The sequence below is a fragment of the Nostoc sp. EspVER01 genome (assembly GCF_034530635.1).
Classification (GTDB): domain Bacteria; phylum Cyanobacteriota; class Cyanobacteriia; order Cyanobacteriales; family Nostocaceae; genus Nostoc.
In genome coordinates, this window is record NZ_JAVRCS010000020.1 from 56,137 (window position 1) to 72,253 (window position 16,117).

Annotated in this window: 13 protein-coding genes; 4 read left to right on the forward strand and 9 right to left on the reverse strand. The window is 43.4% G+C overall.

Translation table 11 applies throughout. The features are described 5' to 3' along the window. Positions 1 to 123: 123 nt before the first annotated feature. Both RMX69_RS17740 and hetZ read right to left on the reverse strand, forming a co-directional pair. Positions 124 to 1,101 (reverse strand): PatU, encoded by a 978-nt coding sequence (locus tag RMX69_RS17740; protein ID WP_322638245.1) that lies wholly within the window; start codon positions 1,099 to 1,101, stop codon positions 124 to 126. After that, positions 1,094 to 2,299 carry a heterocyst differentiation protein HetZ gene (gene hetZ / locus RMX69_RS17745; protein ID WP_094352496.1) on the reverse strand — a complete coding sequence of 402 codons (1,206 nt, stop codon included), beginning with the start codon at positions 2,297 to 2,299 and terminating at the stop codon, positions 1,094 to 1,096. The genes RMX69_RS17740 and hetZ overlap by 8 nt, the downstream gene beginning before the upstream one ends. A 204-nt stretch (positions 2,300 to 2,503) precedes the next feature. Here hetZ and RMX69_RS17750 point away from each other — a divergent pair, with 204 nt between their 5' ends. After that, a complete protein-coding gene (locus RMX69_RS17750) occupies positions 2,504 to 2,977 on the forward strand; it encodes a hypothetical protein (protein WP_289798857.1) in 474 nt (157 codons plus the stop codon). Positions 2,978 to 3,533: 556 nt separating this feature from the next. On the opposite strand, the gene sds is transcribed toward RMX69_RS17750, so the two are convergent. Beyond that, positions 3,534 to 4,505, reverse strand: coding sequence for a solanesyl diphosphate synthase (gene sds / locus RMX69_RS17755; RefSeq protein ID WP_289798858.1), 972 nt, complete (start codon positions 4,503 to 4,505; stop codon positions 3,534 to 3,536). A 968-nt stretch (positions 4,506 to 5,473) separates the two neighbouring features. Between sds and RMX69_RS17760 the strand changes: the two genes are divergently transcribed. After that, entirely contained in the window at positions 5,474 to 5,626 is a 153-nt protein-coding gene (locus tag RMX69_RS17760; RefSeq protein ID WP_289800153.1) for a hypothetical protein, read from the forward strand. An 80-nt stretch (positions 5,627 to 5,706) separates the two neighbouring features. On the opposite strand, the gene murI is transcribed toward RMX69_RS17760, so the two are convergent. From murI to RMX69_RS17785, 5 genes are all read right to left on the reverse strand, one after another. Next, entirely contained in the window at positions 5,707 to 6,573 is an 867-nt protein-coding gene (gene murI, locus RMX69_RS17765) for a glutamate racemase (RefSeq protein ID WP_322638246.1), read from the reverse strand. Between the two features lie 129 nt (positions 6,574 to 6,702). Then, a complete protein-coding gene (locus RMX69_RS17770; RefSeq protein WP_322638247.1) occupies positions 6,703 to 8,619 on the reverse strand; it encodes an N-acetylmuramoyl-L-alanine amidase in 1,917 nt (638 codons plus the stop codon). A gap of 497 nt (positions 8,620 to 9,116) precedes the next feature. Then, entirely contained in the window at positions 9,117 to 11,003 is a 1,887-nt protein-coding gene (locus RMX69_RS17775; protein ID WP_322638248.1) for an N-acetylmuramoyl-L-alanine amidase, read from the reverse strand. 664 nt (positions 11,004 to 11,667) lie between these two features. Beyond that, positions 11,668 to 13,146 (reverse strand): cation:proton antiporter, encoded by a 1,479-nt coding sequence (locus tag RMX69_RS17780; protein WP_322638249.1) that lies wholly within the window; start codon positions 13,144 to 13,146, stop codon positions 11,668 to 11,670. Between the two features lie 88 nt (positions 13,147 to 13,234). Next, entirely contained in the window at positions 13,235 to 13,423 is a 189-nt protein-coding gene (locus RMX69_RS17785) for a hypothetical protein (RefSeq protein ID WP_322638250.1), read from the reverse strand. Between the two features lie 62 nt (positions 13,424 to 13,485). Between RMX69_RS17785 and RMX69_RS17790 the strand changes: the two genes are divergently transcribed. Beyond that, positions 13,486 to 14,229 carry an SIMPL domain-containing protein gene (locus tag RMX69_RS17790; RefSeq protein ID WP_322638273.1) on the forward strand — a complete coding sequence of 248 codons (744 nt, stop codon included), beginning with the start codon at positions 13,486 to 13,488 and terminating at the stop codon, positions 14,227 to 14,229. Positions 14,230 to 14,368: 139 nt separating this feature from the next. Here RMX69_RS17790 and RMX69_RS17795 read toward each other — a convergent pair whose 3' ends face one another. Next, positions 14,369 to 14,731, reverse strand: a complete 363-nt coding sequence (locus RMX69_RS17795; RefSeq protein ID WP_289798863.1) for a single-stranded DNA-binding protein — start codon at positions 14,729 to 14,731, stop codon at positions 14,369 to 14,371. Between the two features lie 373 nt (positions 14,732 to 15,104). Here RMX69_RS17795 and RMX69_RS17800 point away from each other — a divergent pair, with 373 nt between their 5' ends. After that, positions 15,105 to 16,112, forward strand: a complete 1,008-nt coding sequence (locus tag RMX69_RS17800) for a rod shape-determining protein (RefSeq protein WP_289800099.1) — start codon at positions 15,105 to 15,107, stop codon at positions 16,110 to 16,112. Positions 16,113 to 16,117 lie beyond the last annotated feature (5 nt).

Below are 16,117 nucleotides of genomic sequence, written 5' to 3' on the forward strand. Positions count from 1 at the left end.
CTGCTTCTCGTAGACACCCTAATGACCGTTTATTGAAAAATAGGATAAGCTTCAAAACCAGGAAAATCCTCTTAATATATATCGGCGTTGATTGAGATAGTGTGCTAGCGGTGGAAATTTAACCTAAATCGAGGGATTAATCACAAACAACAACGACTGTTCGTCTATTTCTGGAAATTCAACTTCCAGGGTATAAGTTGGGTTAAGTTGCTCGCAGCCTAACTCTACATTTAAGTATCCCGAAGTTGAAGATGTTGTCATTGCTAAAGTGCCACTTCCCCGCAGGGTCAAAGTTCCTTTAACAGGTAACTCAGCTTGAACAAGCAACTTCGTAAGTTTGCCTAGAGACTGGTATTCTACTCTGATGTTCAAAGCACCAACACTGGTTAGCCATTGTCTTTCTACCACCGGACTGGTTGCTGAAACTGGTAGAGTCAGATTTTCCAGCAGTTGTTTAGCTGCTAGCAACGACAAAGCCATCTGTTGACGCGGTTGTAAATCTGAGTAATCGCTCTGAATAGCGGGCATTGTCTCCAAAGTACTTGCAGACCGATAGGTGCTTCTTAGCACCAATCCAGCTATATCATTTAGTGCTTGAGACTCATTGGGAAAAAAGTTCTCCACCACTTGAACTAATTTTGCCCCCAATGGCACTGAAGATGTCACTAAAGCCTGACATTGTTCTAGCAATTGCTGGAAAACTCTTTCCGGTAAGCGGGTTGGCAAGGTCAACTTTGACTGTTGTACCATCCATCCCCAGCTAGGAACGAGTGTCATGGAAGGCTCATCAACAAAATCAGGATATTCGATTAATTGCGTTTCCCAAGGAAACAACGGTGGGTGTTCTTGGGCTTGGATTTGTAACCGATTCTTAAGGACAGCTTGAAAACGATCTTGCACAGTAGGAATTTCTCCCAGTTGAAAGGTCTGGGGCGTTCCTCCCAATTTTGGCTCACTGCTTTTTGAAGCAGTGGCTTCCTTGAGGAGGTTTTTTACCCCGTCATTTTCCTCACATTCTACCGATTGCTCGTTATTTTTGACATTATCTGTCAACAACCAATCGAGACACCGGTGTTGTAAGGATTCTGAGTCACTATTCATGAGTAGATGCACCTGATCCGGAAACTAATGAGTTACGAATTTCCCAAGCTTGCTCAAGAATCTTAAACCATCGTTTTTGCAGTTGTGCCATTGATAGCCCCAAAGTTTTTGCTATTTTTTCATCAGCTTGTCCTTGTTGCTTCAACTCTAATAAAGACCGTTGCTTATTGTCCAGCTGTGCTGTGTATACTTGCCATTGCTGGGGAGTTAAGCCCAAGTTTGTGTGCAAAGAAGCTTCCAGCCACTCGTGAACTAATTCCCAACGGTGCAACAGGGCGAATCGAATCAAATGATACTTAAAGCGCTGCTGCAAATAATCTCTCTGACGAGGAGTTAAACCTAAAACCGATTCAATTTCCTGTGCTGATAAATCTTGGAGGCGGAGAGAAAAATAATCAGCGCAGTCAGATTGTTGTCGTTGTTCGAGATAATTCATTAATTCCGTAACCACAACGGAACGCAAGGTGTCTTCTTCGGGTTCGGGTTCGGCTTGTGTTGCCATTGTGGAGCGTAATTGGTGAATTGCTGGTTCTTCCCAAGAACCGTCACCTTCATTATTGCTACCTTCTGCGGCTTGTTCTATATCTACGCTGGTTTCTGGAGGCTGCTGTTGGGAAAAAGTTTGTGCCCGCAGGATAATTAGCTGTTGCTGACGACCTGGTAAAGGAATGCGTCGCTTGCCGTAGCGCTCGGTAAATGCCATATACTCGGACAATTCCAAGAGCGTCTGAGGGCGATAAGTAGCACCAAGTTGATTTTCTCGCCGGAAAGCATTCAACGCCTCTAGATAAAAACTCTGGAGGAAATCTTCAATTATCGTCAGCCGCCCTTGATAGCTCAATTGCTTCTGAGGAGGATTAATATATCGATAAATAATTGCACTCAGAGTACTGTGTAATTCGACCCTGCCCCGATTTGAACCCAACTGATAGTACCTGAGACACTGTTGCAGCCGATGCCGAGCCAGGGTCATCGCCGAGCTTTCTACAGATCCAGAAGCTTGGATACGTTTACTCTCATGACAAATCCGGTAGACTTCGGTGGTAATACGTCTTGCTACATCGTGGCAATTCTGTTCCGAAGCTTTAGTTGACTGCTGAAACTCCTTGGACAGGAGTTGAAAGATCGCCTCCACGCCTGTAGAATTTTCTCCCAGAATAGTTGCAGATGGAATAGTTGCGGTTGCGGCTGAATTCATAGTCTCGGTTTTCAAAAGACCCTAACTTACTTAAATACAACCTGTACGACTGTGGGTATTGGCTGGTTTGGTTTTACGTATAAGCTAAACGCAGACCAATCCTATATTGAGGATATGGCTGATTTTATTATTCCCAATTCTGATGGGATTGTTCACACTTGATAGATGTTATTGCCATTACCCAAGAGTCGTATACAAGTCATTATGGATTTAGAAGCACAAATTCAATTGCTGATTGACAATGCACCCCGCGATGGTATGACACCACATCTTGTTGCAGCAATTGCTCCTGCCCTTAGAGCGATCGCTCAAAAATTACGCTACTCCCAGTACTATATTCTCCAAAATTCGGAGGCAAGCTGGGTTTTAACTACGTTGAGCAATCGTGCTAATCCAGGATTGGAAAAGCGTGTGATTTACGCTTTCCCTACCATACAGGATGTCTCTCTAATTTCCCCTGCTGGGCTTGACCCTCAAATGCTAGCTAAAATTACTCCTGTCACCCATATTTTGTTCCAAATGGTGGCATTAGAACCCGTAGATAGTATCGTTTTTTTGGAGACGCCGGGTAAGACCACTCATACCGTCGAAGTTCGGCGCACTGAACTAGAAAAACTTATGCAGAAACAGTTACGACAACAGCGATCGCCTAAACAAATACCCCCTGATATTGCATAGAAAAAATTTGGATGTGGGATTTTTTAGATACAATCCCACATCCAAATTTTTAAATCTCAAATTTCTTTAAAAAAGTTTTCTAAATCAGTGAAAAAAGAAATTTTTTCCTTCCGTTACACCATACGACTTACTCAACTTTCGGTGAAACCTAAAATTGATTAAAAAATAGTTATCAGTGAACATTTTTTCGTTTTTAAGTTTTAGTTTCTTGGTGAAGCAGAGTTTTATACTTAAGAACTTTCACATCAAAAAATATCCCATGCTTTATTGTGAGGTGGCCAGTAACCAAAAGCGGGCAAGTATTTAGAGTGAGCGTTCAGTTGAACACTATCCACCCCAGAAGTAGTAGTAATTTATTTTTTGGAAATCCCTAAGAACTTCCAAAGAAAAACCCCACTTTCTACCTGCTAAATAAGTGGATTGAGTTACACATAAAACTGCTTTAGTGTGTTAAAGCGTTAGTACAACACAATATTTCAGATTTTCGGTGCGTTACGGAAGGCACAACACACCTACATCTAAATCCCCACTTTCTACTTAAGAACTGATAACTGATTTAATAAAGGCGACTCAGTGTGTACTCAGCTATGTTAATCAATGCCTGATGGGATTCTGAAAATGGGAGAACTGTAAGATGTTCAATTGCCAACTTAGCATGGTGAGCAGCTAACTCTCGCGCCTGCTGTATACCTTGACTATCTTGAATCAGTGCTAGTGCTTGCTCTAAATCTCCTTCTTGAGCAAACTCTCGTTCAATCAGCACTTCCAAAGATGGTTTTTCCGCCAAAGCAAATAAAACGGGTGCTGTTAGATTACCACTTTTGAGATCCGACCCTGCTGGTTTACCCAAAGTATCTGTTGTACTGGTGAAATCTAAAATGTCATCAACAATTTGAAATGCTATACCAAAATGACGACCGTAGCTATACAGATGCTCAACAGTTTCTCGCGAGACTTCACTAAGTAACCCAGCAGCTTTAGAACTGTTGGCGATTAATGAAGCTGTTTTGTAGTAACTCTTCTCAATGTAAGTTTCAATAGAGATACCAGCATCAAAACGATTTAGTCCCTGCTGAATCTCCCCAGTAGCCAGATCCATAATGACTTCTGAGAGCAGTTTCACTACCTCTAAATTGTCCAAGTTTGCTAAATACCAGGACGATTGGGCAAAGAGAAAATCTCCTGCTAAGATGGCAATGCGGTTCCCGAACAAACTATGAACGGTAGGAACGCCTCGCCGCACGTCTGATTCATCTACTACATCATCATGTACCAAGCTTGCTGTGTGAATCATTTCTGTAATCTCAGCAAGGCGGCGATGACGCGGTGTAATGTCTTGTTCTAACATTGTTGCCCGCGATATTAGCAGGACAATTGCTGGTCTGATACGCTTTCCCCCAGCTCCGAATAAATGTTCGGCTGCTGCAAACAGAATGGGGTGGCGATTTCCAACTAGCTGTTTTAGGTTATCTGCTAGTAGTCGCAGGTCTGCTTCCACAGGGGTAAACAAGGAGGTGGCTGGGGTCATGGATGGGCGGACTCTGACTTAGGTTACGAAAGTTTACATATCCTATACTCATTTTAAGATAACCCTGTGCCAGCGCAAAGTTTTCATAAGGTAATCCCATTTTTATGAGTCTATGGGTGATAATTAAGGTTGCCAAGGTTTTTGTCAATAAGTAATTATGCTTAATTTGTGGCTATTCAAACTTTAAACTAACTTAAAACATCAATTCTCAGTACACGGGATAAATGCCAAATTAAATTGTGTTAAGTAGTTTCTCATCTCACCTTTCTTGCCACAGTTCCAAAGATAATTTAAGCAATATTACCTATTGACAAAAATGCAGCGTTTTAAATTCGTCGCCAAGAGGTAAGGATAAATTTATCCAGATTGAGGTGTAGCTCTTCAAAAAATTTGAAATTTAGCAGCCGAATAAGCTCAAAATTCAGGGTCGTTGTGTTACGCTAAAATATAGGAATTTTAAATTTTGTAAGATATTCGCACCTCAAAAGTTAAGTTAGCTACTAGTTGATTTTACTGATATGGTGTTGTGATTCTAAAATAAGTATTCGTTGGTTAGATTAAGGGAATAAATTCTTTAATTTTTCCTACGATAGGCAAAACTCCTGGTTTGGAGCTGTGTCATATTCCTATGGGAAGCCGCTCTACGTACTCCGCGCACGTAGAGCGCAAGCATTGCTCTTTTCACAGCAGTTTGAGCAAAAATAAAGCAGATCGGGTAGACCGCTGAGAATCGTAGTTTTAGATTGCTAAACGGCAAGCTAACTGCTGTGGGATCTATGGTCTGCAAGAAGTCGCATTAGCTCATAAATTCTTTGTCCGTAGAGGATTTTATCTCTATAGGTAATTTTACCATAGGAAACTACAGTCATCAAGAATGCACTTGTTTGGCTGAGGTTCTACTAATTTTATGGAATTTTATATTCGTTTAGAAGGGTGCTAGTAGAACAATGATTTACGGAAGTATACCTATGATGATTTTTATTTTAGCCTCTGGATATTTGTTCACAGTCTACCTGTTATTGGCACTGGCGAAGCGAACGGGTACAAAGACTGTTCCTACAAGTTTCCCTTCATCTACCGAAGGAAAACACAAGCAGGAGATATCGGTTAATAGTCAATAGTTATTTGTCATTTGTCCTTAGTTCATTCGTCATTTGTTTCGATAAATGACGAATGACTAAGGACTAGGGACTAATTAGTTTTATTGGAGTTGGGAAATAGCGATATCAGTGAAGGAAACCTCTTCAACCATTGGGGTATATCCTAGCCACTGCACTCCTGACTGGGAAAACTGTTGCGGACAACCGCTGACGGCGAAGCGAGTTGGTAATGGTAGATGAGTATTTTTTAAGCCTAGTAAGTCTAGTTCTTGTGCACAAGCTGCCACAACATGAACAGCCGGATCGACCAACTGAATTTGAGAGGGGAGGAGCGATCGCAGTACTGGTGTAAGGTGGGGATAATGAGTACAGCCGTGAACTAGGGTGTCAATTTCCTGCTCTAATAAAGGCTCTAGGTAGGCTCGTGCTACTTCCGCAGTGTAAGGATCGTGAATGCGGTTTTGCTCAATCAGTGGCACAAACTCTGGACATCCAACTTGCCAGACTTGAACATCGGGAGCAATTTCAAGAATAGCGTGCTTATAAGCATTACTTTTAGCTGTAGCTGGAGTGGCAATTACACCAATCCGCTTTCCTTGTTGCACCGCAGCTTTTGCACCCGGTAGGATTACTCCCAAAATAGGTATGCTGAATTCTTGACGCACAGTTTCTAGGGCTAAGGCAGAACTGGTGTTGCAAGCCATAATTACCATTTTTACCTGCTGCTGTTGTAGCCAGGTAATAATTTCACGTGTAAATCGTAAAATTTCTGCTTGTGAACGAATTCCGTAAGGAAGTCTGGCTGTATCCCCAAAGTAAATAATTGATTCATTGGGGAGTTGTCGATATACTTGTCGCAGTACTGTTAGCCCACCCACACCACTATCAAAGATGCCAATTGGGGCACGTTGGGGTTCTCGCTCGGAAAAATCGTCAAGATTCCCTTCAAAAATGGAAGATGAATACACAGGCAGATATATATTTAGGTTTTGGGATTTAAAATACAGAATTTAGCAGACAATCTCCAATTTGACCACTAAATTCTGCGCCTCAAAGAAGTTTAAATACCACCTCTTTAATTAGTAATTTGTACTATATTACCTCTGCTGTAAGTATTTTAGAATGCCACGAGCGATCGCTTCTGCCATCCGATTTTGATATTCTGGTGTTCCCAATCTAGGATTATCCTCGTAACCACTCATATAACCTGTTTCTACCAAAATCGAAGGCATGGAGCTTTTTCTAAGAACATAGAATCTGGCTTTGCGGGTTCCCCGGTCTTTAATAGTACCGATATCCTGGAGAATAGTTTTACGAACTACTTCTGCCAGACCATAACCGCTCTCGTAATAATATACTTCTAAGCCATTGACATCAGGGCGATTATCAACGGAATTAGCGTGAATGCTGACAAATAAAGTCGCATTAACCCGCTTGGCAATATCTACCCGTCCCTGAAGTTCTACGAAAAAGTCGGCATCCCGTGTTAGTACTGCTTGCACACCATTTTGCTCTAAAATTGCTCCTACCCTTTTCCCAATAGGCAGAATTACATCCTTTTCTAAAAGTCCCCCCAAACCAGGGGCACCTGAGTCTTTTCCACCATGTCCTGGGTCAATAACTACTAGCAATTTCCCTCTGGGAGCTGAGGGGCGTGGTCGTGGTTGGGAGATTGGCCGGGGATTATCTATGGGATTTGGTAATTGTCCTTGGTCTGGTAATGGCAGGGGAGGTAAAGCAATGGGCGGTGTGATGCTGCTACTCGAACGTCGTAATTCTAAAGCTAAAAGCTGGTCGCCAACCTGGTTGAGTTCCCCAATTTGTACTCCAGCGGCTGGTTGAACCAAGACGGTGACAGTGTTGGATTCTTGTGGTTGCAGGCGTACTCGCAAAATTGGGCTATTAGGATTAAAAGTCGGGCCTGTGACTTTGGGAGCTAACTTAGCATTGTTGATAGTGATACGGAACAGACCAGAGGTTCTATCCCAGCCTCCTGTAGCAGACAAAGTTTGGTCGGCTCGAATCAGCAATTGTGTACCATTATTAGCCAGTTGCACAGACTGAATGTTAGCAGGTGTGTTACTTGGTGCTACAGGACGTGGACTGTTACTTCCAGGCAGTTGGGCAACTCCACGACTGGGTAGAACCACAAAACCACCAACACTACTAGTGGTTGCTCGCCAATTTGGACTATTTTCATCCACTTGTAAAGTCAGGCGAACAACAGATGGGCTGGTTTGCAGCTGGGTGAACTGGATACGGCTAACACCATAGCGATTAATTGACAAATCTCGCTGCTCTAAACTTGGTGATAGAGTTGCGCCAGCAATGTCGATGTTAATTGCCTTCTGATCGTTGCTACGATTTACCTGAATCTGAGGATTACCACCATTGGTACGGATAAAAAAACCATCGCCAGTGACTTGTAAGTTCTCAATTTGAGTCGCTTTGGCAACAACCATTCTGTTGTTCAGTGGTCTGGTCTTCAGTGGATTTACAGAGCCACTTGTCACCACATTGTAAATATTCCTTGGGGGGAATGTTTGTGTAGATGTTCTAGGTGAAGTATCAGAGGCTATAGCTTGTTCTGGTTGCCCCTCAGTGTTTCTTGCGGGTACATTGTCAGCTTCTGGCGTAGGTAATTGCACTGTCCAGTGATCGCCAGTTGTACCCACAAATTGCACTCGTTTGGGGTCTAAACTATAACCAGGAGTCAGTTCAACCACTATGCGCGTTGTTTGTTCGTCAAACTGCCCAACACGAATAGAACGAATTGCACCGCCCACTTGTTGGGTTAGCTGCGGGCGGCCAAATGTGGTTCCTGGTAAATCAATAACTAGACGAGTCGGGTTAAAAATTAATTGTGCTTGGGGTTGAACATCCCCTTGAGTATTAATTTCCAGCTTGTTTTGATTGGCATCAAAACGCCAAGATTCAAGTCTCGCGGCCATTGCCGGCGACGATAGCATGAAGATGGTTCCAATAGTACTGGATAGTAACCAGCGTAATTTCACAGTCTTTTCTCCTGATTCACATTTATGGGAGCCGTCAACATCTCAACATATTGGCAAATCCTCACACCGTCACCGCGCACACTTGAGTTTGGCGCTGTTATTAAGACACAGCTAATGGCGTAAAATATAGCACGCTCCTCTGATTTTGCCATGCCATTAGCCTATATAAGTTTGACTGCCAATTTTAAATTTTAGATTCTCGATTTTAGTTTTCTGCCAGACTAGCGTCTTGCTACACTAACACCTGTTGTAGGTGATACAAATCCAAAATTGTTCGACAGAGCGTAGCCGTATCCTCCGGGGAAGCAAGCTACGCCGTTCCGCAGGACAGTCTAAAATCCAAAATTTGTTGACTTGCAAAGTATCAAATGACAATAACAAAGAAGCTACTCTTATCCCGCCGCAAGAATACTTAAATTGTTTTACTACTAAATTGGATAAAAATGGTAAAGATTAGATGTACTTACTCAACAATTTAGAAATTTAGACTAAATTACTTATCTTCTCTTTAGATACTGAAGAATGCCACGAGCGATCGCTTCTGCCATTTGATTTTGGTAAGCTGAGTTTCTGAGTTTAGCGTTATCCTCTCGACCGGTCAAATAACCTGTTTCTACCAGAATCGAAGGCATAGAACTTTTTCTGAGGACAAAAAATCTGGCTCGCCGCGTTCCCCTATCTCTGACATTTACACCTTGGAGAATACTGTTATGGACACTGCGAGCCAAACCCAAACCACTATCGTAATAATAAGTTTCTAAGCCACTGACATCCGAACGACCTGGGCCGACTGCATTAGCATGAATACTAACAAACACATCAGCATTAGCTCGCTCTGCTAATTGCACTCGTCCCGGAAGGGTAACAAAATAGTCAGAATCCCTCGTCATAACTACCTGTACGCCATTTTGCTGCAATACCTGAGCTATTCTTTTGCTAATGGGCAAAATAATATCCTTTTCGCGTAGTCCACCAAGACCTACAGCTCCAGGATCTTTACCACCATGTCCGGGGTCAATAAGGACTACTACTCGCCCATTAGTAACTCGGCGTTGTGGTTGTGTTGGGGACTGGGGATTTGGATTGTTTGGGTCTGGGAATGGCCCGCGGTTCGGCGGTGGTAGCCCAGGTAAAGCAAAGGGTGGTCTTCCAGGGAGGCTGACAATTCGCCGAGAACCTTGTATTGGTAGAGCCAAAAGCTGGTCGCCGATTTGCTGGGGTTGCCCAAGTTGCACTCCTCCTGCTGGTTGAACTAAAACAACGACTGTATTGGTGGATGCTTGAGGTTGCAGACGTACCCGAAGAATGGGGCTATTGGGAGCAAAAGTAGGCCCTATAACTCTGGGAGCTAACTTGGCATTGGTAATTGTGACGCGGAAAATACCTAAGGATCTATCCCAGATTCCCGTAGCAGATAAAGGTTGGTTGCCTCTAATTAGCAGTTGCTTGCCATTATCGGCAAGTTGTACAGACTCAATTGTTGCTGGCGAGTTATTCGCAGATGGTCTATTGGGCAAGGAAACGGCTTCTGACTGATTGTCCGAATTATTACTTCCAGGCAATCTGACAACCCGACTAGGTAAAACTATCAAACCACCATCGTTACTATTACTTGCTCGCCAATCTGGGCTATTTTTATCTACCCGCAAAGTTAGGCGGACACCAGGAGGTTGGGTTTGCAATGAGGTGAATTCGACGCGGCTAATACCATGTTTGTTAACGGGAATATTACTCTGCTGCGTCAGACGTGGTGATAAAGATGAACCAGAGATATCTAGAAAGATGGTAGCGCGATCGCGGCTGCGAATTACCTGAGTCGGAGGATTACCACCACTGGTACGAATGAATAACCCATCACCTGTTACCTGTAAGCTCTCAATTTCAGTTGTCCGTCGTGTAGTATTGGCAACCCTTGAAATACTAGGTTTAGGTTCCGAGTCTGGGGTAACTACGCTGTAAGCATTTCTAGGAGAAGGAGAAGCAGCTACTTTTTCAACTTCTGGCGTAGGTAATTGCACCGTCCAGCGATCGCCAGTTGTACCAACAAATTGCACTCGTTTGGGGTCTAAACTGTAACCAGGAGTCAGTTCGACAACTATGCGTGTTGTATCTACATCAAACTGTCCAACACGGATTGAGCGAATTCCACCACCCACCTGTTGGGTTAACTGCGGACGACCAAATGTAGTTCCTGGCAAATCAATTACCAGCCGAGTCGGGTTGAAAATTAGTTGTGCTTGGGGTTGAACTGCTCCCACAGTATTAATTTCCAGCCTGTTTTGATTGGCATCAAAGCGCCAAGATTCAAGTCTCGCGGCCATTGCTGGCGACGATAGCATGAAGATAGTTCCAATAGTGCTGGGTAGTAACCAGTGTAATTTCACAGTTCTTTCTCCTAATTCACATTCATGGGAGCCGTCAATATCTCAACTCATTGGTAAATCATCATCACACCATCACCACCTAAACTTGACCTCTGAATCCCTTGTTTGATTTTTAAGCTGGTATTTAGACACACTTAAATCATTTATCGGGTTTCAAATTTAGTTTAAATCCCCATGCGAAACCTTCCACCTTTACAGATGGAGAACTCTGACTCCCAATAAAGCTAGAAAACTGATAATTGATAGCTGTTTACTGATAAGTGTTTGTTCTTTGTTGCCATCGATGCACTGAGTAAATAATTCCCATTACTGTCAAACGATCTAGCAAGATTTATGGGTGTTACTCCCCAATTATCTGGAAAATATTTAGATAAAGGCTCACAAGCCGAGGGAGACTAGAAATTAAGTAACATTCTGAATGCTGGTAGAAATTATAAACAAATGATTATTCTACAATCACACGGGACGGAGATTTGAGGATAGAAGTTTCCACTGCGCAATTGGGGCAGGGGAGCAGAGGGGCAGGGGAGCAGAGGAGACAAGGGGGACAAGGGGAGATGATTGAACAAGTCTCTCCCTTGTCTCCCCCCTCTTCCTTGTCTACCTTGTCTCTTCTCCATGCCCAATGTCCAATGCCCCATTCCCCATTCCCCATTCTTAATAATTAACGATCGCCAGAATCTGGAGTTACTCCCAAATTGCTGCTGTCATTTGATGTTGGCACCCTCGACTGAGGTGGTTCAATTACCAACGAAGTCCCAGAGGAACCGTCTAAAATTAGTTGCTCTGAGCTTCCGTCCACAGTTTTTGGATCTGGAAACACAAATCGTAACAATGGAGGAGCTAAAAAGGTTGTCAAGATAACCATCATGATAATTGCTGCTCCTAATGGTTTCGAGAGAGCGCCACTGGCAGCGCCGACACCAGCAAACACTAACCCAACCTCGCCTCTAGGAATCATCCCCACACCGATCGCTAAACGGTTGATTTCCGGTTGACCAAACACGCTTAAGCCTGTGATAACTTTACCGAGAATGGCTACTATGATCAGGAAAGTTGCCATAATTAGACCTTCCCGATTGTCGGGAATTGCTGGGTTTAATACTCCCAAATCGGTTTTTGCGCCAACAGTCACAAAGAAAATTGGCACTAACATATCGGCAATGGGACAGACTTGCCTTTGCAGTTCTTTACGCTTATCTGTCTCTTCTAAGACTAAACCAGCTGCAAAAGCTCCCAGAATTGCTTCTAAGTGGATGACGGCGGCAAGGTATGCCATCGCAAAGGCGAAAATGAATGCTGGGATTACTAGTCCACCACGTGTCTTGAGTTTATCGGCGATCGCTACAAAGGACTGATTGAAAACATTGCCTAGTAGGATTGCTCCCAAAATAAAACCGGTGGCGCTGATAATCAAATAAATGACTTTGCTGACATCCACCACGCCGTCTTTAGCTAAACTGGCAACTACCGCTAGAACGATGATGCCTAGTACATCGTCAATTACAGCAGCACCCAAAATAATCTGCCCTTCTTTAGAATTGAGTCGCCCCAGTTCTGACAGCACTTTGGAAGTAATACCAATACTAGTAGCAGTCAAAGCCGCCCCTGCAAAAATTGCGGGTACAGCTCCAATCCCAAACAAAGTCATCAGTCCCACAGTACCAGCCGCAAAGGGTACTACTACCCCAACTACTGCGACAACAGTAGCTTGAATACCAACTGCCATTAAATCTTTTAAATTCGACTCCAAGCCGATTTCAAATAGCAGAATGATCACACCCAATTCTGCTAGAACGGAAATGACCTCGGACTGGGCTGCAAACACCGCTGGAGTGGCTTCAGGCGTTAAACCAGCAGTGGTTTGAAGGAAGGACATAATCAAAGAGTTAGAACTGTCTGTGCCGCCTTCAGGAAACACCAAAAGGTGGAAAACAGAGATGCCAACTACTACACCACCAACGAGTTCTCCTAAAACAGGCGGCAAACCCACTTGGTTTGATAATTCTCCACCAACTTTGCTGGCGAGATAAACGACTACTAAGCTTAGTAGTACTGCTTCGACTACCATTGAACTGTCTGCGGCTTCTGTTGCGCTAGCCAGCAGAGGAAAAGAGAAGTTGATTGGATCTAACAAATGCATTAGGTTCTCTGAAAATCCTTCTCTTTGATTCTGACGCGTTTCTGAAAAACATCCTATGGAGACGAAATCCGAATTCAAAATTCAAACTTCAAAATGAATACAGCGTCAACGTTTCATTTACGCTGTGCAGCATTGATGTAATTTTTTTAGTTTCAAAAAATGTAACCATTTCAGCTTTTGACGATCGCAGTGTCAAAGTAAGAACATACAAATCGTATCTAGCGATCGCACTTGAGTTGTGAAAAACTGATGGTGGCTGTTGGCTCTCAATGACCACCAGAAGATTGCTACATACCTTTATTCAAAACATCTGTGGATACTGTGAGGAGTGCAAATATGATGACTAGAGCCGCTTTAACCGGTTCTCGGTTTCCATCGGGAAACCTGTGGAAAATACTGCCTTTAGCAATGCTTGTATGTGCAACTTTTGTACTACCTGCATTCGCACAAGAAAAAGATAAATTGTGGCGAACCCTTAGTGTCAGTGGTCGCGGAGTGGAAACAATTCCGACAACTCTGGCACAAGTCAGTTTAGGAGTGGAGATTCAAGGGAAAACAGCCCAGGAGGTACAGCAAGAAGCCGCTCAGAGGTCATCGGCGGTGGTTGCGTTTCTCAAGAGCAAAAATGTTGAAAAATTACAAACTACCGGTATCCGTCTCAATCCGGTTTACAGCTACACCAATAATGTACAGCGGATTACAGGCTATGCTGCCACTAACACTGTGAGTTTTAGTATTCCTGTTGAACAAGCTGGGACATTATTGGATGATGCAGTCAAAGCCGGTGCAACACAAATTAACGGCATTAGTTTTGTTGCGAATGATGAAGCGATCGCAGCTGCTCAAAAGCAAGCATTAAAAGAAGCTACTCAAGACGCGCGGCAGCAAGCTGATGCAGTTTTCAGTGCCTTGGGTTTTAAATCCAAAGAAATAGTCAGCATTCAAGTTAATAATGCCAGTGCGCCTCCACCACCACCAATGTTTTTACGGGCTGAGGCTGCGAAATCAGCTGATGCTTCCACCCCGATTGTTGGTGGTGAACAGCAAGTAGAAGCATCGGTGACGCTGCAAATTAGTTATTAGTCATTTGTCATTTGTCCTTTGTCCTTTGTAATTTGTGAGGGCAAAGGACTGATAATCAATGCCCACTTGCCCTGAGCGGAGCCGTACCCCTCCAGGGAAGCAAGCTACGCGTAGCGTCTCGCAGAGAAGGGATGCCCAATTAAAAATGTTCTGAAGACATATCTCCTGTACCGCCTTCTCCATCTCGTTTAGAGCCTAATAATTCCAGTTGATCTACTCTAATAATTGGTGTAGAACGGTTTGCTCCTGTTTGGCGATCGCTCCATGTGTCAAACTTTAAGGAACCTTTTATGCCGATCAAGCTTCCCTTACGGACATAATTACCTGCCACTTCAGCCGTCTTATCCCATAACTCCAGCGTGAACCAGTCAGGTTCATCGCTGTTGCGCGATCGCCTTTTTACCGCGAGTGTCAATCTACACTTCACACTACCGGATTCAAAATATTTTATATCAGGGTCGCCACCTACACGACCAACAAGAGTGACAATATTAATACTCATGTGCGTTACCTTTCAGTACAAACGTACTTAGCAATTTCGACTTTCATCATAGCGAATTGTGAAAGACTTGAAAATATTGTGTTAAACAGTTAACAATATAATTGACTTGAAAATTTATACACACTATTTGGAGAAACACATAAAAATATACGGATATACTAATCTAACCAGAGAATATCAAAAAGTACGGGGCTTGAGACATACTAAATATTCCTGGGAATCATATAAAAATATAGTCTAGTTGACTCAACTCAGGATAAGAACTTTATCAAATCCGGCACAATTAACTATTACCGTTGTAGTCAAAAAGTATCGCACATAGGGGGCTAACAGACGCGTGGGTATTTTTAGAAACTTTCGCACTTCATGGGATATGGGTATCGACCTCGGTACCGCGAACACCCTGGTTTATGTATCTGGTAAAGGTATTGTACTACAAGAACCTTCTGTAGTTGCTATCGATGTCAACGAAAAGGTTGCACTAGCAGTAGGAGAAGAAGCCAAAAAAATGCTCGGTCGCACACCGGGAAATGTGATTGCTCTCCGTCCTTTGCGGGATGGTGTAATCGCTGACTTTGAGATTGCCGAGCTAATGCTGAAAAGCTTTATTCAGCGTGTAAATGAAGGTAAGTCTTTAATCCTACCCCGAATCGTCATTGGTATTCCTAGTGGCGTTACAGGAGTAGAAAGGCGAGCAGTGATGGATGCAGCTCACCAAGCAGGAGCCAGAAAAGTCTATTTAATTGATGAGCCTGTAGCTGCGGCTATTGGTGCAGGACTACCTGTTGCCGAAGCTACAGGCAATATGATCATCGATATTGGTGGTGGGACAACAGAAGTTGCAGTGCTGAGTCTTCAAGGTACGGTAATCAGCGAATCAGTACGCATTGCTGGAGATGAACTGACTGATGCGATCGTTCAGTATATTAAGAAAGTTCATAACTTAGTCATTGGTGAACGTACTGCCGAGGAAATCAAGATTCGGCTTGGTTCTGCCTATCCGACTAATGATGATAATGACGCGATGATGGAAGTCCGAGGCTTACACCTGCTTTCTGGTCTACCGCGAACTGTAACCATCAAAGCCCCAGAAATCCGTGAAAGTATGTTGGAACCGCTATCAGTAATTATCGAAGCTGTGAAGCGGACACTAGAACGCACACCGCCAGAACTGGCAGCAGATATTATTGACAGAGGTATTATGTTAGCTGGTGGCGGTGCTTTGCTCAAAGGCATAGATACCCTCATTAGCCATGAAACAGGGATTATTACCCACATTGCTGCCGATCCTTTGAGCTGTGTTGTGCTGGGAACAGGTCGTGTGTTAGAAAACTTTAAACAGTTGGAACGAGTTGTTACCGAAAGCTCTCGCAATATGTAGCAAAA